General features: G+C 49.1%; 23 protein-coding genes. 6 read left to right on the top strand and 17 right to left on the bottom strand.

Features of this window, described 5'->3' with window-relative positions:
* Nucleotides 1–20: 20 nt before the first annotated feature.
* Nucleotides 21–1520 (bottom strand): flotillin family protein, encoded by a 1500-nt coding sequence (locus tag DP119_RS05575; protein WP_112231586.1) that lies wholly within the window; start codon nt 1518–1520, stop codon nt 21–23.
* A 507-nt stretch (nt 1521–2027) separates the two neighbouring features.
* Here DP119_RS05575 and DP119_RS15810 point away from each other — a divergent pair.
* On the top strand, nt 2028–2171 hold the full coding sequence (locus DP119_RS15810) for a hypothetical protein (protein ID WP_167399165.1): 144 nt from the start codon (nt 2028–2030) through the stop codon (nt 2169–2171).
* Nucleotides 2172–2215: 44 nt separating this feature from the next.
* Here DP119_RS15810 and DP119_RS05570 read toward each other — a convergent pair whose 3' ends face one another.
* Both DP119_RS05570 and DP119_RS05565 read right to left on the bottom strand, forming a co-directional pair.
* Nucleotides 2216–2425 carry a DUF3886 domain-containing protein gene (locus DP119_RS05570; RefSeq protein ID WP_112231584.1) on the bottom strand — a complete coding sequence of 70 codons (210 nt, stop codon included), beginning with the start codon at nt 2423–2425 and terminating at the stop codon, nt 2216–2218.
* 12 nt (nt 2426–2437) lie between these two features.
* On the bottom strand, nt 2438–3622 hold the full coding sequence (locus DP119_RS05565; protein WP_112231582.1) for an acetyl-CoA C-acetyltransferase: 1185 nt from the start codon (nt 3620–3622) through the stop codon (nt 2438–2440).
* 74 nt (nt 3623–3696) lie between these two features.
* On the opposite strand from DP119_RS05565, the gene DP119_RS05560 reads away from it, so the two are divergent.
* The 3 genes from DP119_RS05560 to DP119_RS05550 all read left to right on the top strand — a co-directional run bounded on the left by DP119_RS05560 (nt 3697) and on the right by DP119_RS05550 (nt 6440).
* Nucleotides 3697–4596: a hydroxymethylglutaryl-CoA lyase gene (locus DP119_RS05560; protein ID WP_112231580.1), complete on the top strand. Its 900-nt coding sequence runs from the start codon at nt 3697–3699 to the stop codon at nt 4594–4596.
* 12 nt (nt 4597–4608) lie between these two features.
* The gene (locus tag DP119_RS05555) at nt 4609–5571 is read left to right on the top strand and encodes an alpha/beta hydrolase (protein WP_112231578.1); all 963 of its coding nucleotides are present in this window, start codon (nt 4609–4611) and stop codon (nt 5569–5571) included.
* A 176-nt stretch (nt 5572–5747) separates the two neighbouring features.
* Nucleotides 5748–6440 carry a metal-binding protein ZinT gene (locus DP119_RS05550; RefSeq protein WP_112231576.1) on the top strand — a complete coding sequence of 231 codons (693 nt, stop codon included), beginning with the start codon at nt 5748–5750 and terminating at the stop codon, nt 6438–6440.
* A gap of 91 nt (nt 6441–6531) precedes the next feature.
* On the opposite strand, the gene DP119_RS05545 is transcribed toward DP119_RS05550, so the two are convergent.
* From DP119_RS05545 to yneA, 5 genes are all read right to left on the bottom strand, one after another.
* A complete protein-coding gene (locus tag DP119_RS05545; protein ID WP_058380516.1) occupies nt 6532–6765 on the bottom strand; it encodes a YneF family protein in 234 nt (77 codons plus the stop codon).
* A gap of 327 nt (nt 6766–7092) precedes the next feature.
* Entirely contained in the window at nt 7093–9093 is a 2001-nt protein-coding gene (gene tkt, locus DP119_RS05540; RefSeq protein WP_112231574.1) for a transketolase, read from the bottom strand.
* Nucleotides 9094–9178: 85 nt separating this feature from the next.
* A complete protein-coding gene (locus DP119_RS05535) occupies nt 9179–9412 on the bottom strand; it encodes a DUF896 domain-containing protein (protein WP_112231572.1) in 234 nt (77 codons plus the stop codon).
* Between the two features lie 58 nt (nt 9413–9470).
* Entirely contained in the window at nt 9471–10124 is a 654-nt protein-coding gene (locus tag DP119_RS05530; RefSeq protein WP_112231570.1) for a YneB family resolvase-like protein, read from the bottom strand.
* Nucleotides 10121–10438, bottom strand: a complete 318-nt coding sequence (yneA, locus tag DP119_RS05525; protein ID WP_112231568.1) for a cell division suppressor protein YneA — start codon at nt 10436–10438, stop codon at nt 10121–10123. Before yneA ends, DP119_RS05530 begins: the two co-directional genes overlap by 4 nt.
* A gap of 166 nt (nt 10439–10604) precedes the next feature.
* On the opposite strand from yneA, the gene lexA reads away from it, so the two are divergent.
* Nucleotides 10605–11225, top strand: coding sequence for a transcriptional repressor LexA (gene lexA, locus DP119_RS05520; protein WP_058380510.1), 621 nt, complete (start codon nt 10605–10607; stop codon nt 11223–11225).
* A gap of 155 nt (nt 11226–11380) precedes the next feature.
* On the opposite strand, the gene DP119_RS05515 is transcribed toward lexA, so the two are convergent.
* The 5 genes from DP119_RS05515 to DP119_RS05495 all read right to left on the bottom strand — a co-directional run bounded on the left by DP119_RS05515 (nt 11381) and on the right by DP119_RS05495 (nt 15489).
* Complete coding sequence (locus DP119_RS05515) at nt 11381–11584, bottom strand: hypothetical protein (protein WP_112231566.1); 204 nt, start codon at nt 11582–11584, stop codon at nt 11381–11383.
* Nucleotides 11585–11644: 60 nt separating this feature from the next.
* Nucleotides 11645–12196: a hypothetical protein gene (locus tag DP119_RS05510; protein WP_112231564.1), complete on the bottom strand. Its 552-nt coding sequence runs from the start codon at nt 12194–12196 to the stop codon at nt 11645–11647.
* Between the two features lie 190 nt (nt 12197–12386).
* Entirely contained in the window at nt 12387–13721 is a 1335-nt protein-coding gene (glnA, locus tag DP119_RS05505; protein WP_112231562.1) for a type I glutamate--ammonia ligase, read from the bottom strand.
* Nucleotides 13722–13759: 38 nt separating this feature from the next.
* Nucleotides 13760–14146 carry a MerR family transcriptional regulator gene (locus tag DP119_RS05500; RefSeq protein ID WP_112231560.1) on the bottom strand — a complete coding sequence of 129 codons (387 nt, stop codon included), beginning with the start codon at nt 14144–14146 and terminating at the stop codon, nt 13760–13762.
* 110 nt (nt 14147–14256) lie between these two features.
* Nucleotides 14257–15489: a methionine gamma-lyase family protein gene (locus DP119_RS05495; RefSeq protein WP_112231559.1), complete on the bottom strand. Its 1233-nt coding sequence runs from the start codon at nt 15487–15489 to the stop codon at nt 14257–14259.
* A gap of 110 nt (nt 15490–15599) precedes the next feature.
* On the opposite strand from DP119_RS05495, the gene DP119_RS05490 reads away from it, so the two are divergent.
* Nucleotides 15600–16208 carry a trimeric intracellular cation channel family protein gene (locus DP119_RS05490; protein ID WP_112231557.1) on the top strand — a complete coding sequence of 203 codons (609 nt, stop codon included), beginning with the start codon at nt 15600–15602 and terminating at the stop codon, nt 16206–16208.
* A 32-nt stretch (nt 16209–16240) separates the two neighbouring features.
* On the opposite strand, the gene DP119_RS05485 is transcribed toward DP119_RS05490, so the two are convergent.
* The 4 genes from DP119_RS05485 to DP119_RS05470 are packed head-to-tail and all read right to left on the bottom strand — an operon-like array spanning nt 16241 to nt 18684.
* Nucleotides 16241–16543, bottom strand: coding sequence for a rhodanese-like domain-containing protein (locus DP119_RS05485; protein WP_112231555.1), 303 nt, complete (start codon nt 16541–16543; stop codon nt 16241–16243).
* A gap of 40 nt (nt 16544–16583) precedes the next feature.
* On the bottom strand, nt 16584–16808 hold the full coding sequence (gene hfq, locus DP119_RS05480) for an RNA chaperone Hfq (RefSeq protein ID WP_112231553.1): 225 nt from the start codon (nt 16806–16808) through the stop codon (nt 16584–16586).
* 18 nt (nt 16809–16826) lie between these two features.
* The gene (miaA, locus tag DP119_RS05475; RefSeq protein WP_112231551.1) at nt 16827–17771 is read right to left on the bottom strand and encodes a tRNA (adenosine(37)-N6)-dimethylallyltransferase MiaA; all 945 of its coding nucleotides are present in this window, start codon (nt 17769–17771) and stop codon (nt 16827–16829) included.
* Nucleotides 17764–18684 carry an alpha/beta fold hydrolase gene (locus DP119_RS05470; protein ID WP_112231548.1) on the bottom strand — a complete coding sequence of 307 codons (921 nt, stop codon included), beginning with the start codon at nt 18682–18684 and terminating at the stop codon, nt 17764–17766. Before DP119_RS05470 ends, miaA begins: the two co-directional genes overlap by 8 nt.
* Nucleotides 18685–18754: the final 70 nt, after the last annotated feature.

Below are 18754 nucleotides of genomic sequence, written 5' to 3'. Positions count from 1 at the left end.
TCTTTTTGCGTTTAGCCCGTTTAGATTTGTTCCGGATCTTCTTTCGCTGCTTCATCTGCAGGCTGTCCGTCGAGCTGCACATCGGGCTGGTCATGTACGGGCTGGCTTATCGGTTCAAGACCCCCTGTATTTCTAGATGTGTAGGTCTTCAGCATGTCTGCAATATCGATGCCGGTCATTTCTTTCAAAGGTTCCTGCATATCAACCATCGTGCGTGTGATGCTTCTGCCGAACGACGGAACGCCTTGCCCGTTTCCGGAATCGATAATTTTCACGGAATCGATATTATTGAGCGGCTGTGCCACTTTCTCGGCGAATACCGGCAGCATGTCAATCAATTTTTCGGCAATGATGACATCGCCATGTTCTTCCATGGCTTCCGCCAGCAATTTACGGGATTCCGCTTCCGCTTTACCGCGTTCACGGATGACTTCCGCTTCGGCAGCCCCTTCATCACGTTTGATCTTCGCTTTTGCTTCCCCGTCGATGACAGAACGTCTCGCTTCCGCTTCTGCCGTACGAGTCGTTTCATAATAACTGGCATCCGCCTTCGTTTTGCGGACTTTGCTTTCTTCTTCTTCGAGACGGACCGCACGTTCGCGCTCCATGAACTGCATATTCAATTCTTCTTCCTGGATTTCCATCGCGAGCTTCGCTTTTTCGAGTTCATAAGACTGTTCGGATTTCGCGCGTGCGCGTTCAGTTTCTTCCTTGAACGCCGCATCTTTCAAGTCTTTCTGTTTGCGCGATTCCGCAATGGCGATCTGGCGCATATACTCTTCTTCTTTCGCTTCCTGGTCGGTCTGCGCACGGTGGATGCGCGTTTCCCGTTCCGTGTTCGCTTCGGCGATTTCCGCTTGCTTGCGGACTTCAGCGATGCGCGGCCGCCCAAGGTTCTCGAGATAGCCATTGTCTTCATCCGCGTCGCGAAGGTCTGTCAACCCGAGTGAAGTGATTTTAAAGCCCATTAGATCAAGTTGCTTTTGCGCGATTTCCTGGACGTCCGTATTGAATTTCTCCCTGTCGCTATTGATATCTTCGACGGTCATCTTCGATAAGATAGCACGTAAATTACTGCCGAGGACCTCGATGATCTCGCGTTCGATTTCGTCTTGCTTCTTCCCAAGGAATTGCTCGGCGTAATTGGCGATGCCGTTCAAGGTATCTGCGACTTTGACCATCGCCACAGCGTCTGCCACGATCGGCACCCCGGCATTCGTGTAGACACGCGGTGTCGACAACTTCAATTGGAACGACGTCAAATTGACCGGCGTCGAGGTCTGGAAGCGCCGCAGCAGATAGCCGCCGCCGCGGATGATCTTCATGGACCGCCCTTCATCGTCCGTAAAAATATTCGTGTCTTTCTTTGGGTCCCCAAGTTTCGGGCCCGTGATGATCAAGGCTTCGTTCGATTTGGCGGTGCGGTAGCGGATCTTCATCCAGAAGAAATAACCGACGCCCGCAAGTGCCGCCAAAATGAGAATCACAATTAAAATTGAAATAATTCCGATTGACTCCATCTTATCCCATCCTTTTCCATAAGCTGATTTTCCCCTGCATTAAAGTGTACGGTTAAATCAGTAAGATGTTTCAAAAAAAGGCAAAGAATAGCCATCAATCTTACAAACTAGTCTGATATCACTTTAATCAGTGAAAAAATGACGGATAATACCATCAGCACGAATACAAAATACCCGAAGTGGATAAGTGGTTTTGCGTACGGATGAATCGGCCTTTGTTCCCCATGTTCTTGAGCTTGCTTAAGTTCTGGGCTTGTCTGTAACTCTTCATCCCTCATCCTTTGCTCCTCCTGCAATCAAATCTTCTTCTTTCGACATTTTCCGTTTCGTTGAATGGTCATGGTGGCATAATCACTGCCTCTATTATACCAATTGACGGAAAGTGGAATATAATTTTTTTTTGGAAATTATTAGTTAAAATTAAAATCCAAGCCCCTGCTTATTTTGTTAAAATGGAAAAAAGCTGTGTGCTAATGATTGCTCTTCACATCGAAACGGGGGATGGTTATGAAATTTGTCGACGATTTAGCAGGCGCAATTTACGATATCTTGATTTGGATTTTATGGGGATTCTCTTATCTTGCCGCTGGGGCCCTTATCGTAGGTGCCCCTTTATATTTAATCGCCTTTCTTCTTGAATGGTTAAGCTAAACGAAGGAGCCTCCTGTCACTAGAAATGACAGGAGGCTCCTTCGTCAATATTTATTTCCTGAATCTCCATGCCGCTCAAGCAACTCTGCAAACGTCATGTTTTTTTCACGTTCTCTACGCTCAAACTGGCGCTGCGCTTCTTTTTCTTCCTCGAGTTTATGCTGGTCCTTCACTAACTCTTTTTTCGCAGCTTTCAATTTCAACAGCTGTTCCTCCGAAAAAAGTCCGTTATCATTGGCTTTGTCTTTCGCCATCATATTCTCTCCTTATGGGCGTTTAACGATCGTTGCGACACCTTGTCCGCCGCCGATGCACAATGTCGCAAGGCCTGTCTTGGCATCGCGTTTTTTCATTTCATGGAGAAGTGTCACGAAAATCCGTGTACCGCTCGCGCCGATCGGGTGGCCGATTGCAATCGCCCCGCCGTTGACGTTCAATTTTTCATGATCGAACTTCAATTCACGGTCCACCGCAATCGACTGTGCCGCAAACGCTTCGTTCGCTTCGATCAAATCGATGTCGCCAAGCGTCATGTTCGCTTTATCCAAAGCATTTTTCACCGCTTGGACCGGGCCGATGCCCATTACCGCCGGGTCGACGCCTGCATTGCCGTTTGCAGAAATGACCGCTAGCGGCTCAAGGCCAAGCTCATCGGCCTTTTCTTTTGTCATGACGATCACTGCCGCTGCTCCGTCATTGATGCCGGATGCGTTGCCGGCCGTGACTGAACCGTCTTTTTTGAATGCCGGGCGCAGTTTGGCAAGCTTCTCTTCTGTGGAAGAAGCTTTTACGTATTCGTCCGTTTTGAAGATGATCGGGTCGCCTTTGCGCTGCGGGATTTCTACAGGCACGATTTCCTCGTCAAAACGGCCGCCTTCGATTGCCACTGATGCACGGGCTTGCGAACGGGCCGCAAAACGATCCTGTTCTTCACGCGAAATATCATAGCGGTCGCACAGGTTTTCGGCAGTCGTGCCCATATGGTAATGATTGAATGCGCATGTCAAGCCGTCGTGGACCATGCTGTCGACCACTTTCTGGTCTCCCATGCGGTATCCGTCTCTTGCGCCTTCTAATAGATACGGCGCGCGGCTCATGTTCTCCATGCCGCCTGCCACGACGATGTCGGCATCACCCGCAAAGATTGCCTGGTACGCCAAGTGGATCGATTTCAAGCCGGAGCCGCATACTTTATTGATGGTCATCGCCGGCACCGTCTCCGGAAGCCCCGCTTTAATGGAAGCCTGGCGGGCCGGGTTCTGTCCGAGCCCTGCCTGCAGGACGTTGCCCATGATAACTTCCGAAACCTGGTCGCCCGCTACCCCTGCGCGCGATAAAGCTTCCTTGATGACAATGGCGCCGAGATCTGTCGCCGGCACATCTTTCAAAGCCCCTTGGAAAGAACCGACTGCCGTTCTGACAGCGCTTGCAATTACGATTTGTTGTGACATTTTCATTTTCCCCCTTGTCTGCTTCTTGCTCTTTTATCCCCCCTATCGCTACAATAAAGCTAAGGGGGGATAGTATGTTTAGTTTACCAAAAACAGCTACGATAATCGAGGTCGGTCCGCGAGATGGCCTACAAAATGAAGCCAGGACCGTCAATACCGAAGACAAACTGGATTTTATCAAAGCATTGCAGGAGGCTGGCTTGCCGGAAATGGAACTGACGTCTTTCGTGTCACCGAAATGGGTGCCGCAAATGGCCGATGCGCGCGAGATCGTTGCCGGAACGAAAAAGTCGGGACGCCAATTCGTGCTGACGCCTAACGAAAGGGGCATCAATGCTGCGCTGGAAGCGGGGGCCGATTCAATCGCGGTTTTTGTAGGTGTTTCCAATTCCTTCAATGAAAAAAACATCAACAAGTCCACAGCCCAGTCCATGGAAGCACTGAAGCCATTGATTGAAAAAGCGAAGCAAGACGGCATTTTCGTCCGCGCCTGCATTTCGACTGCGTTCTACTGCCCGTTCGAAGGCGCGGTCGATCCACAGAAGACCATTGAGCTATGCGGCCAGTTCGTCGATTGGGGAGTCGATGAACTGAGCGTTGCCGATACGATCGGCATGGCGAACCCTCAAGAAAGCCATGAGTTGTTCAGCCAATTGAAAAAACGGTTTCCGGATGTGCTGATAGCCGCGCACTTCCATGACACGAGACGCATGGCGCTCGCCAATGCCTACGCAGCGCTCGTAGCGGGGATCGACCGATTTGATGCATCCGCCGGCGGCCTGGGCGGCTGCCCCTTCGCACCGGGTGCGACAGGCAATGTCGCGACCGAAGATTTGGTCCATATGTTCCACCGCATGAGTGTCGATACCGGAGTGGATCTCGAGAAACTTTACGAAGCGATTTCGTTCATTGAACCCCATGTATCGAATCCATTGCAAACGGGAATGTATACTTTGTACAAAAACAGAAAATGAGGTGTGTGCGCCATGAAAAAGCGACTATTGATGACTTCAGCCATCGTTTCGAGCACATTGACCGCTTCTTTTGCCGTATTGGGTTTTGTTGCAAGCAACCGTTTGATGTATGTAAAGAATAAAGATGCATCCTTGATTTTGGAACGGGAGACCAACGCCAAGCGCTACGATGAAGCTTGGTATGCCGGTGCCAAGAAAAGCGAGCAATGGATTGAATCCGCCAATGGCTATCCGATTAAAGCGATTTTCCTGGAGCCGCACACAACGAACCGTTACGTCATCATCTGCCATGGCGTGACCGAAAGCAAAGTCAATTCGTTTAAGTATGCCCGCATGTTCGAACGCCTCGGATTCAACTCGGTCGTATACGACCACCGCCGACACGGGGAATCCGGCGGCAAGACTACGAGTTTCGGCCATTATGAGAAACTGGACCTGCAGGCGGTCGTCAAAGCATTGAAACAGCATGTCGGCCCTTCCCTGTTCTTCGGCATTCATGGAGAGTCGATGGGCGCCTCAACGACGCTTTTATATGCCGGAATGGAGGACTCGGCGGATTTTTACATCTCCGACTGTGCCTATTCCGATATCAGCGAACAGATTCTGCACGTCATGCGCACGACGACCCCGATGCGCACTTCTTTGGCGCTTCGCCTCGCCAATGTGTTCCTGAAATTGCGTGACGGTTATTCCATTTCCACCGTGTCGCCCCGTGAGGTCGTAAAAAACATTTCAAAGCCTGTGCTATTCATCCATAGCCTACCTGATGAGTTTGTCTTGCCGAAAATGACAAAGGAATTATTCGAATTGAAACAAGGCCCGAAACAGCTTAAATTATTCGAAGAAGGCGAACACGCCCAATCCTTCAATAAAAATCCGGATGAATACGAAGAAACGATCGCGGAGTTTCTTATGGCATACGATTTGCTGACGCCTAAGGAGAAACCGGTCGACAGTGACGCCATTTCCAGCTGAATGAAAACAGCCATTCCAATAATGGGAATGGCTGTTTTTCTTTGTCTTTGCCAAGTACTCACCCCTGCTTTTTGCACATCAAAAGTCAGAATCGTCTTTTAATTAGCATTCCGCCATTATTTCTGTATACTTTTAAATTGTAATGATTACGATTTAAAAACGGAAGGATGAGTTGGATGAAAGTAAAGTGGAAAATCGTCATGCTGGCATCCGCGTTATTATTAGCGGCCTGCCAGCAAAAAGATCAGCAACCGGCTACAGTGGTTGCAACGCAGCAACCCGTTCACCAGGAAAATAATGCCCATAATCATAATCACTCGCATAGTGAAGAAACCGAAATCTATGAGGGATATTTTGATGATAGCCAAGTAGCAGACCGCCCGCTTAGCGACTGGCAGGGCGAATGGCAATCGGTTTATCCCCACTTCGAATCCGGTGCACTCGATGAAGTATTCGAGCATAAGGCTCAGGAATCCCTGGAAAAGACTTTCGAGCAATACAAAGCGTATTATGGGATTGGTTATCAAACAGACGTGGACAACATCACCATGGGCGACAACACCATCAGTTTTCACGTAGAAGGCAAGACGGAGACTGCGGAGTATACATACGAGAAATTCGAGATCCTGACTTATGAAGCCGGCAATCGCGGCGTCCGTTTTCTGTTTTCAAAAACTGGCGGATCTGATGATATGCCAAAGTTTATCCAGTTCAGCGACCATGGCATCTCCCCTCAAAAATCCGATCATTACCATTTGTACTGGGGTGAAGACCAAGAGGAATTGCTCGAGGAAATGGACCGCTGGCCTACCTATTATCCAGCTTCATTGGACGGGCACGACATTGCGCATGAAATGATGGCACATTAACTTAAAACCAAAAAGAACCCCTGTCGCGCTTTTAGCGAAACAGGGGTTCTTCTTGTATTCATCACCTATGGGCGAATAATTGCATAAGCGTTTATTTTTTGCCCGGTTTTGTCGAGGCTTTGTTCATTTGAGCCATCATTTGGTTGATTTTCTTTTGAGATGGTTTTTGTCCCATTTGCATCATCATAATCCGAAGCATCTCTTCGTTGATCGGTGGGTTGTCCTGCAAATATTTCATCATGTATCGGCGAGCGATAAAGAATCCAAGTGCAACACCTGCGAGTAAAGCCACAATAACGATAACAATCCAGATCCATGTATCCATACAAATTACCTCCTTCGTGTTGCCAATTAAATCATGCACCAAAAAGGATTATACTATAAATTTCAGGACGTGACTATATGCACGGCATGAAAATTGCGGAGAAACAAAGGCAGCCGCTCCCGTGCCCTGAATTATGCGGTCTCTTTGAAAACCGGCATGGCCCCCGCTCATCCCTCTTCCCCTTGCCTTGCTAGAGGTGCAATTGAAATGCATGACGGGAGAATTTCCTAGCACAAGTAAAAGCCGCCAGAATCCCATTCTGGCGGCTTTTCTGTACCGGATGAAACAACGTTTGAACAAACGAATCGAATCATCAGGTGATCATGGTTAACCGTTGATCAATTGTTTCACTTTAGTTGCAACATTTTCAGGCGTAAAACCGAATTCTTCCATGATTTTTTCACCCGGGGCACTTGCGCCGAAGTGATCGATCGCTAGGGTATCGCCTTCAAATCCAGTATAACGGTCCCAGCCGAACGATGAGCCCATTTCGATGGCAAGGCGTTTCGTGATGTTTTTCGGCAAGACGGATTCTTTGTACTCTTTATCCTGCTGTTCGAAACGATCCCATGATGGCATCGACACGACAGACACCGCGATGCCTTGTTCTTTCAATTGTTTCTGTGCATCGATTGCTAGGCTGACTTCAGACCCAGTCGCTAGCAGCAAGGCTTGTGCGTCATCAGCTGGTGACACGACGTAAGCACCTTTTTCGACTCCTGTTTCCGCTTTTTCGCCAGTTGTTTCGAGGACCGGCAAGTTTTGGCGGGACAATACGAGCAAGGTCGGCTTGTCTTTAGACGTGAGCGCCAAACGCCATGCCGCTTTTGTTTCGTTCGCATCGGCTGGGCGGATGATGCCCAGGTTCGGCATTGCGCGAAGTGACGCAAGCTGTTCAATTGGTTCATGTGTCGGGCCGTCTTCCCCGACCGCTACGCTATCGTGTGTGAACACATAGGTGACCGGAAGTCCCATCAAAGCGCCTAGGCGGATCGCTGGGCGGACGTAGTCACTGAACACGAAGAATGTGCCACCGAAGACATGCAAGCCACCGTGAAGCGCCATGCCGTTAAGTGCAGCGCCCATCGCGAATTCACGGACGCCGAACCAGATATTGCGGGCTTCCGGATGCTCAGCGTCGAAGTCGCCACCGTCTTTGATATTGGTTTTATTCGAACCAGCAAGGTCAGCGCTTCCGCCGAAGAACGAAGGAACCGTTTTTGCGATGGCATTGACCATATCACCGGACGATGCGCGCGTCGCTTGCTTTTTACCGACTTCGTATTCAGGGAATTGTGAATCGAAATCAGCCGGCAAATCACCACGGATCGCTGCTTGCAGCTGTGAAGCAAGTTCAGGATGCTGCTCCTCGTATTGCTTGTACAATTCGTTCCAAGCCGATTCCGCTTTCGCGCCAAGTGAATCGGTCGCTTCCTTGAAGGTTTCATAGACTTCTTCCGGAACATGGAAATCCTCTTCGAAAGTCCATTTATAGTATTCTTTCGTTAACTTCATCTCATCTTCGCCAAGTGGCGCACCGTGCGAGTCCGCTTTGCCGGATTTGTTCGGTGAACCGTAGCCGATGACTGTCTTGACTTCGACCAATGTCGGTTTGTCAGTGGACTTTTTCGCTTCAGCGATTTTTGCAGACAAATCATCCATGTCGTTACCATCATCCACGCGGAGATAGTTCCAGCCATATGACTCGAAACGCTTCTGGATGTTCTCCGAGAAACTCATCGACAAATCACCGTCGAGTGAGATGTCATTGCTGTCATACAAGACGACCAATTTATCCAGCTTAAGATGGCCTGCAAGTGAAATTGCTTCTCCTGCTACGCCTTCCATCAAATCTCCGTCCCCGCAAAGTGCGAATGTGTGGTGATCGATGATGTCGAGGCCCTCTTTATTGTATGTAGCTGCTAAATGGCGTTCTGCCATTGCCATGCCGACCGCCATGCCGATCCCTTGGCCAAGAGGGCCTGTCGTCGCTTCGACGCCGACTGTATGGCCGTATTCAGGATGGCCTGGTGTCTTGGAATCCCATTGGCGGAAGTTCTTGATTTCCTCCATCGGCAATCCGTAACCACTCAAATGGAGCAAACTGTACAGGAGCATTGAACCGTGCCCTGCCGACAGGACGAAACGGTCGCGGTTGAACCAGTTTGGGTTGTTCGGATTGTGGTTCATGTGTTTTGTCCAGAGTGTATACGCCATTGGAGCGGCGCCCATTGGAAGTCCCGGGTGTCCCGAGTTAGCTTTTTCAATAGCATCGATTGAAAGTGTGCGAATGGTGTTAACTGCAAGTTGATCTGCATGGTTTGACATAGTGACATCCTCTCTGAAACTAAATTTAATCCTATTCTAGTTTAGTCAACTCTAAGGAAGAATACAACGAAAAAGAGAATAAGTATTAATTCAAATACTTATTCTCCCGTTTATTTTTGATCTTGTCTGGCGTTACGTCTTTTCCTTCCGGATCGATGACGGTGACATTTTCAATCGTCCCGCGCATCGACTTGCGGAAACTTTGCAAGTATTCCTGGCGCAGCGCTGACTGTTCTTTTGCTTCTTCTTGCGTCAGCCCGTCGCGCTTGGACTTTCTCGATAGTTCATTGATGCGGCCGATCTTATCTGGAGATAGCATGTAAAGTCCCCCTTTCTACTGCTTCATGGTACAAAAAAAGGCGGGACAGTGCAAGATTTCAGCTTTCTTTCATCTGCTGGTACTCACGGAACCGTCGGTGTACCGTCGCTTTGCTCGCCTGGTAACCGAAACCCTGCAGCGTGACGGCGATTTCCTGGAAGGTCAAGCCGCTCGCTTTCAAGCTGACGATCTGATCCACCGGTAAGTCCAGCCGCTCGCGGCCGTCCGGATTGCCTTTCCCTTTTAGATTGCGTTCCGGCTTGTAACCGTTCTCCACTGCACGCTTCATGCCCCGCTTGATCTTGGCATTATGGATCTTGCGTTGGTATTCTTCCACGATGGCCAAGATCTCAAGCACCATGTCATCCATATCATTCAAGGCGATCGGGCCATTGTCCGACAGCGTATAGACATCGACTTCGTGCTTCTTCATGACATGCAGCAAAGCGATGCGCGCATGCCCCCTGCCAAGCCGTGTCTCATCCTGTATGAAGACGGCATCGACCTTTCCGCTTTTGACCTGGTTAAGCATCTCAAGAAGGCCTTCCCGGTCCATTTCATAACCGCTGTGCTGGTCAGTGTAGACGTCTTCAACCAGATACCCTTGCCCGAACGCAAACGAAAGCAGTTCTTCCTCCTGCCGTTCGAGTGAAGTTTCCTGCTCGTCTTTAGTGGTACTGACACGGCAGTAAACCAGTGCTTTTTTCTTCATTCTGCATCACCTGCGTAGTATTTGGTTTCATCCGGCGAGAAATTCAGCTGTTCTGCCGGAATCTTCAAGGATTGCCCAGCCACGATTTTGGTCGTCTTCAAATTATTCACTTCCATGATCTCTTCTATCCATTCATGATGGGGAGTTTCGCCGCTGAACGATTCAGCCAGCTCCCATAGCGTATCACCTTTTTCAATTTGCAGCTCGCCCAATTGCTGCTTTTCGGCATTGTGGCTGATCACCGCATAAAATGTAAACACCACTATGAGTGAGAAAAAGAAAACCAAATATGAGTTCTGTCGAAAGAATGTCATTCAAGCCGCCTCCTTAGAATATTTGTTCGGAATGTATGTTCTCATATTAAAGCGAACAAGCGTTTCTTGTCAAGATTAAATTCGAACCTATGTTTGCATTTCAATGCCCGAGTTGCTATACTATAGATAGTTAATCTTGAATAAATCCTATAAAGAGGTGAAACTGGTGAAAAAAGTATCTAAGCGTCAGGAAGATATCCTGAATTTCATAAAAGATGAAGTCCGTGCAAAAGGCTATCCGCCCTCCGTCCGGGAAATCGGCGAAGCGGTCGGCCTTGCATCCAGTTCAACTGTCCACGGCCATCTAGCTAGGCTCGAAAGCAAAGGGCTGATCCGCCGTGACCCGACAAAACCGAGAGCCATCGAAATCATCGGATCGGAAGAGGCACTCATCGATAAAAGCCCAGTCCTCCATGTGCCCCTAATTGGTAAAGTCACAGCGGGCATGCCGATCACTGCCATTGAAAACGTTGAAGAATACTTTCCGCTGCCACAAACTTACGGCACGGAAGAAGACCATATTTTCATGCTGGAGATCATGGGTGAAAGTATGATCGAAGCCGGCATCCTAAACGGTGATTATGTCGTCGTCAAACAACAGCAGACTGCCGATAATGGGGATATCGTCGTCGCCATGACCGAAGAAAACGAAGCGACTGTCAAACGGTTCTTCCGCGAGGATAATTACTTCCGCCTGCAGCCAGAAAATTCATCGATGGACCCGATTATCGTCGATCAGGTGAGCATTCTCGGAAAAGTCGTCGGTGTCTATCGACAAATCCATTAAGAACACGGCTTCATCCCGAAAAACCATAGAAAAAAGGAGGAATGTAGGGCTTCCTCCTTTTTTCTATGGTTTTATTTTTTCATAATCTTCTTATGTAACCTAAAAGTCTTGAAAACAACCAGGGAGATACATCCCCGGTTGTGCTAATAGCCTTTTTAATCCGCTTGTCTTTCCGTCACGACAATGTATTTAACCAAGTTGATGGTGATGCGGTAAATCTTGCCGTTCGCTTCGTCCGTCAATTCATAGGTGCCGTTCGATGGGACCTGGCTCATGGCCGATTCCTTATCGATTGCTTTCACTGTATGCACGATGGTATTTCCTTGATCAAAGAAGAATTCTATTTGAAACGTTTTCACCGAGATTCCTCCCTTCAAAATGAATGGAAATGCACTTATTAGTGTAGCATAAACAGCCGCTTAGTTTCGGTTTTGCCATTCCTTGAAGATCATCACTTTAAGGGCCAGCATCTCTTCTTCAGTTAAATCTTCATCGAGTTCTTCCATGACCTGTTCAGCTGTCATCGTATCGTTTTCAACTGCATTTTTCATTTTAAGCAAATTACGGAAACCGACTTTTTCCATCATGACGCTGGCCGCATCCTCTTTCGTGTCAAAAGCCAATCCTTGCTCTTCAGGCACTACAGGTTCTTGGGGCGGATCGCTCTCCAGCGAGTCGCTATCGTTTATGTCTACCCCATCCATGTTCCCCTCGACCTGCTCCTCCACACCGCTGTCAGGCGGACTATCGGAAAACATTTCCTTCGATTCCAGTTCTTCCATATAGCGATTGACTTCAGGGTCGGCTTCGATCTGCCGCACCATTTCCTCCATCTTGCCACTTTGTTCAAGTTCTTCAAATGCTTTTTGGGCTACAGCATCCGAGGACAGGTCTGGACCTACTGCGTATAACGCGATTCCCGCTGCCGAAAAGGCTACGAGAAATACAACGATGACATTCATAAACCGCATTTTATCCCCCCACATATAAAAGTTCTTTCATTATAAGTAAAATCTTACCACGTTTCCAGCATTCAGCGTATGTGCGAAATGGCGCAATCTTTCTGCAAGTCGCCGATGTCTTGGCCGAGTCTATTCTCCGGAAGGCCTAAAGAATCCTTGAAATAAAAAAACCGGAGCTGGTGGCTCCGGTTTCGCGCTCTTAATACATTTTCAAATATTGCTCGCGCTCCCAAGGGTGAACGCTTGTTCTGAACATATCCCATTCGATCTCCTTCGCTTCCACGAAGTTGTTCAGGATATGTGAACCGAGCGCTTTGGACATGACTTCATCGTTTTGCAGCTCATCAAGAGCCGCATACAATGTGCCTGGCAGATCTTCGATGCCGACTTCTTTGCGTTCTTTTCTGTTCATTGCGTAAATGTTGCGGTCTACCGCTTTTGGCGGAGTCAATTCACGCTTGATGCCGTCAAGGCCAGCCCCAAGCAATACAGCCATCGCCAAGTAAGGGTTCGCAGCCGGGTCGACTGAACGCACTTCTACGCGCGTTGACAAGCCGCGTGAAGCTGGAATGCGGACGAGCGGGCTCCGGTTCTGGCCTGACCATGCGATATAGCAAGGTGCTTCGTAGCCCGGCACGAGGCGCTTATAGGAGTTGACCGTCGGGTTCGTGACCGCAGTGAATCCTTTCGCGTGCTCGATGATGCCGGCCATGAACTGAAATGCCGTCTTGCTCAATTTCATATCGCCGTCTTCATCAAGGAAGGCATTTTCATTGCCCTTGAACAAGGAAACGTTCATGTGCATGCCTGATCCGTTGACACCGAATAATGGCTTCGGCATGAATGTCGCATGAAGGCCGTGCTTGCGCGCGATGGTTTTGACGACAAGCTTGAATGTCTGGATATCATCGCATGCTTTGATGGCGTCTGCATATTTGAAATCGATTTCGTGCTGTCCTGGCGCCACTTCGTGGTGGGAAGCTTCGATCTCAAAGCCCATTTCCTCAAGCTCAAGGACGATATCGCGGCGGCAGTTCTCGCCGAGGTCCATCGGTGCCAAGTCGAAATAACCACCATGGTCATTGAGTTCAAGCGATGGTTCGCCACGCTCGTCAAGTTTGAAAAGGAAGAACTCAGGCTCTGGCCCCAGGTTGAAATGAGTGAAGCCCATCTCTTCCATTTCTTTCAATATACGCTTCAAGTTCGTGCGCGGGTCTCCTGCAAATGGCGTGCCGTCTGCATTGTAGATATCGCAGATCAAGCGGGCAACTTTCCCTTTGCCGGTAATCCATGGGAATACAACCCATGTATCCAGGTCCGGGAATAAGTACATATCGGATTCTTCGATGCGGACGAATCCATCGATCGATGAACCATCGAACATCATTTTGTTGTCGAGTGCTTTATCAAGCTGAGATGTTGGAATTTCTACGTTTTTGATAACTCCAAGAATATCGGTGAATTGCAGGCGGATAAAATTGACGTCTTCTTCTTTTACCAATCGAATAATGTCTTCTTTTGAATATTTGCCCATGTACTGTTCACTCTCCTAAGTTATATTATGTAGCCCGTTCATTTAAAGAAACGGGATAGATCCCCTTGTCGATGAAACGCCCGGTCAAACGGCCGTGCCTGATGCTTCATCTCTTCGCGCAGCAAACTGCGGAGTTCTGCATCGCTCAATGTTTTCGGCTCGGCTTGGTCGTTGATTGGCGTCTCCTTGGTTTCATACAATTTTCTGATGCCCGCGACATTAAGCCCCTGCTCCAGGTAATCCTTGATCTCGAGCAAGGCGTCGACATCATTCAATGAAAACATGCGCTTATTGCCTTCTGTCCTGGCTGGACTGATCAGCTGCTGCTCTTCGTAATAACGGATTTGCCGTGCTGTCAAATCCGTTAGCTGCATTACGATGCTGATCGGGAGAATGGGCATGGTGCGGCGAACCCGATTTGTCATAAGTTTCACCCATTTCACTAATTACTACACTTTCAGTTTATTACATGTCAGGTTAATTGTCAAACCAATGTTATATTTTCTGACACGAATTCTGAAACCTTTTATTTTTCCTAAAGCAATTGACCCTTCTCTAAAGCACGCATCGCGTTAACGACTGCTATCTTTACATGCTCGTATGTTAAACCGCCCTGGACGAATGCCGTAAACGGCGCCCGTATCGGCCCATCTGCCGTCAATTCGATGCTTGCGCCCTGGACAAACGTGCCGGCTGCCATGATGACATCATCTTCATACCCCGGCATATAAGCTGGTTCCGGCAAAAATTGTGCATTGACCGGTGAATATGCTTGGATTGCACGGCAAAATGCTATCATCTGTTCTGCCGTCCGGAATGAGACCGATTGGATTAAGTCTGTCCGCGCTGCACTGTAATGAGGGCTGGTCGCCATGCCAGCCGTTTCCAATAATGCTGCAGTGAAAATCGCGCCTTTCAAAGCTTGGGACACGATATGCGGAGCCATGAAAAATCCTTGATACATATCAGGGAGCGCATTGAGAGAAGCTCCAGCCTCCCCTCCTATACCCGGAGAGGTCATCCGGTAAGCGCATTTTTCAACAAAAGCGCTTTTTCCAGCGATGTACCCGCCGATTTTGGCAAGGCCCCCTCCCGGATTCTTGATCAATGAACCGGCTATGAGATCTGCGCCTGCTTCGACCGGTTCTTCGGTTTCCACAAACTCGCCATAGCAGTTATCGACGAATATGATGGCATCCGGCTTGATTTCCCGGATTTTTCCAACCATATCCTTGATTTCACGGATGGTGAAAGACGGCCGGTTGTCATAACCTCTCGAACGTTGAATCGCAATCATTTTGGTATTGCCGGTTACAGCGCGTCCGACCTCCTGCCAATCCACTTGATGCTGACCATCCAGGTCCACGTGCCGGTAGGAAATATCGAAATCCTTCAGCGAACCTGTATCCTTATCTCCACCTGATACGATGGAAGCGAGCGTATCATAAGGCTGGCCAGTGATATACAGCAGTTCATCGCCTGGCCGCAAGATGCCGAACAAGGAAATGGTGATGGCATGGGTGCCTGAAATGATCTGCGGGCGGACAAGTGCCGCTTCCGCTCTGAACACGTCGGCATAGACACGTTCCAATGTATCCCTTCCTTCATCGTCATATCCATAGCCTGTTGAAGGGTGGAAATGATGATCGCTTACTTTTTGGCGATGGAACGCTTCGAGCACTTTCTGCTGGTTATGCAGGGCTATGTAATCTGCAGCCTCCAATTGCGGGCGGATCAGGTCTTCTGTTTTTTTTATCGTAGTATACATAAAAAATCTCCATTTCTCTTTGGTGGTTATTTACTCGTCATGCTATTTGAAAATGTCTCCAATTCTGCTACAATTCATAGAGTTGTTGAAGTTAAGGAGGGCGTCGCATAATGGCTTGGGAAGTATTAAGCGCCATCGGGACCATTGCTTTTGCAATATCCGGCGCAATCATCGCCATGGAAGAGGAATACGATATTTTCGGCGTCTACCTGCTTGGCGTCGTAACCGCGTTCGGCGGAGGGGCCATCCGAAACCTATTGATCGGGGTTCCCGTCTCCGCTTTATGGGAGCAGGAATTCATGTTCCAATTGGCGCTCATCTCCATCACCATCGTTTTCCTGTTTCCGCATAAAACACTCGGCCACTGGAATCGCTGGGGCCATTTCTTCGATGCGATCGGCTTGTCTGCATTCGCGGTGCAAGGCGCTTTATTTGCGGTCGAACTGGGGTTGCCAGTCTATGCGGCGGTTGTGGCTGCAGTGCTTACGGGGTCAGGCGGCGGCATGGTACGGGACCTCCTAGCCGGGAGAAAGCCTTTGGTGTTGAAAGCGGAAATATATGCCGTCTGGGCGGCGATTGCGGGATTATTGATCAGCTTTGATGTGATCAGGACCGATTTCATGCTTTATGCCTTGTTTTTGGCCATTACACTATTGAGGATCTTATCCTATACGTATAAGTGGAAATTGCCGACACGAAAAATACTCACCACAACATAAAAGCCGACCGGCAATTGCCGATCGGCTTTTTCTCATCCGTAAACTGTGACGCCGCGCCATGACGACATGCCGCCATCGACATTGACTGAATGGAATCCATTCGACTCCAAGTATTCTGCAGCTTTCGCGCTGCGGCCGCCTGCTTGGCAAACGACGTAATACTCTTTTGAGGAATCCAGCTCCCCTGTGCGCTCCGGCAATTCACCGAGCGGGATGTGCCGTGCTCCCGGGATCATGCCGGCAGCCACTTCATCTTTTTCACGAACGTCAATGATGTGAAGTTCGTCCCCGGCATCCACTTTCTGGTTCAGTTCATCTGTGCTGATCGATTTCATCCGCTATTCCTCCCATTGTTTATTTGCGCTGTTGCGCTATTTATTCCTGGTGCTCGATCGATACGGGTTTTGAAGGCGAAAAAGTAGAGATGGCATGTTTGTAGATCAATTGCTGTTTGCCTTCCGTTTCCACCAGCACCGTGAAATTATCATAGGATTTGATGGTTCCTTTCAATTGGAACCCATTCAGCAAAAACACTGTAACGAAAATATTGTTTTTACGCAGCTGGTTTAAATAGACATCTTGGATATTAACCGGTTTCATGGAACTCCCCCTGTTTCTCTAGCGTATAGTTTTGGCCATCTGTTCAATTCGACGATTCCGGTCGTTTTCCTGCCAGAAGCGCATAATTTCTTCCAAATTGTTTTCCGGGTCCGCTGTAGCATCCAGCCAAAGAATCGGCATCTTATTACGGAAATATGTAAATTGGCGTTTTGCATACTTTCTGGAGTTGCGTTTCAGTTTCACAATCGCCTCTCCCAATGTATCGTGGCCGTCGAAATAACCATACAATTCCTTATAGCCGATCGCTTTGATCGATTGTGCATCGCGCAACCCACTGTCGTACAAACGCCTGACTTCCTCCAGCAAGCCCGCTTCCACCATCCGGTCGACGCGGCCGTCTATGCGCTTATACAATTCAGCACGCGGCACATCGAGGCCGATGATCAATTCATCGTACATCGGCGTTTGTGCCAGGCTGCCATCCTCTTTTTCCTCGCCGCTCAATAAAATCTCCAACGCACGCAGGACACGCCGCGTATTGTTCGGATGGATGTCGATATCCGGATCCAGCCCCATCAACTTGCTGTGCATGGCCTCAGGCCCTAAGCGATCGAGCTCGGCATGCAGCGAATCCCTGAGTTCTTCATCAACTTGCTGCTTGGAGAAACGGTAATCGAACAGGACCGACTGGACGTATAGCCCCGTCCCGCCGACGATGATCGGAAGCTTGTCGCGCTGTTGGATTTCGTCGATTTTTTCACGGACCAGCGATTGGTATTCGGCAACTGAAAACGATTCGTCCGGGTCCCGGATGTCGAGCAGGTGATGCGGAATGCCGCCCATTTCCGCCGGACTGATTTTTGCTGTTCCGATATCCATTCCCCGATAGACCTGCATCGAATCCCCGTTGATGATCTCCCCTTCAAACCGCTTGGCGAGTTCGATGCTGAGGGCGGTCTTTCCGGAAGCAGTCGGCCCGACAATGGCAATCACTTCAACCATGGTCATTTATCCAATCGATGATGACTTGCTGATACGTCTCGGCGTGCAACTCGTGCAACACTTCGTGGCGCCCTTCTTCTGCCAGGTAAACTTTCACGGTCTCTAAGCCGGCCTGGCTGAATTGGCTAGCGGCTTCAAACACACCGTCCCCTTTCGCGCCGACCGGGTCCATCGATCCGCTGATAAACAGGACCGGTAGGCTTTTGGGGATTCGCCTGACCTCGTCCATGCGATGAATGATATCCAACCCTTCAAACAAGTCGACATAGAATTGGTTCGCCATTTCAAATCCGCACCACGAATCCGCTTCATATTGTGCCACCGCTTCACTTTTTCGGCTCAACCAGGAAAACTTGGATTTTTCATCAAGAAAATCTTTATTGTAACTGCCGAAGATCAATTTCCCGAGAATCGGGTTGGTTGCCGTCTTCCCTTCGAGCCTGCTGAAACTCTTCGCTGTCGCGATGCCCGCAGATAAAGAAAAACCGGGATGTCCGCCGGTGCCTGACAGCACAGCGCAATCCACTTCATCTCCATGAAGCTGAAGATACCGCCGCGCGACAAAAGATCCCATCGAATGTCCAACAAGCGTGAACGGCAACTCGCCGATTTCCCTTTGGACATTTCGAATGACTTCGTGCGCATCTTCGACAACACGCAAGAAGCCCTCGGTTTCCGCTAAATAGCCAATTGGCCCATTATGCTCTGCCGTTTTGCCATGGCCTCTTTGGTCATGTGCCGACACGGTAAATCCTTGGGCGTTCAGTGCCTGGATGAAATCCTTGTAGCGGCCGCTATGTTCCGCCATGCCATGGATAATGTGTACATGGCCTTTCGGATTCTCAGCCCTATGCACGCTGCAGTAAAGTTCGTGGTTATCCGATACACGAACGAATGAACTTGTCATTTCCATCGATCCACATCCTTCCGGTAATGATATGATGAAACATCTTCTACTATTCCCTTGAGCGCGCACCGATAAG

The sequence above is a fragment of the Planococcus maitriensis genome, from assembly GCF_003289925.1.
GTDB lineage: Bacteria > Bacillota > Bacilli > Bacillales_A > Planococcaceae > Planococcus > Planococcus maitriensis.
The sequence above is the reverse complement of the archived record's forward strand: the minus strand, read 5'-3'. Positions and strand labels throughout refer to the sequence as shown.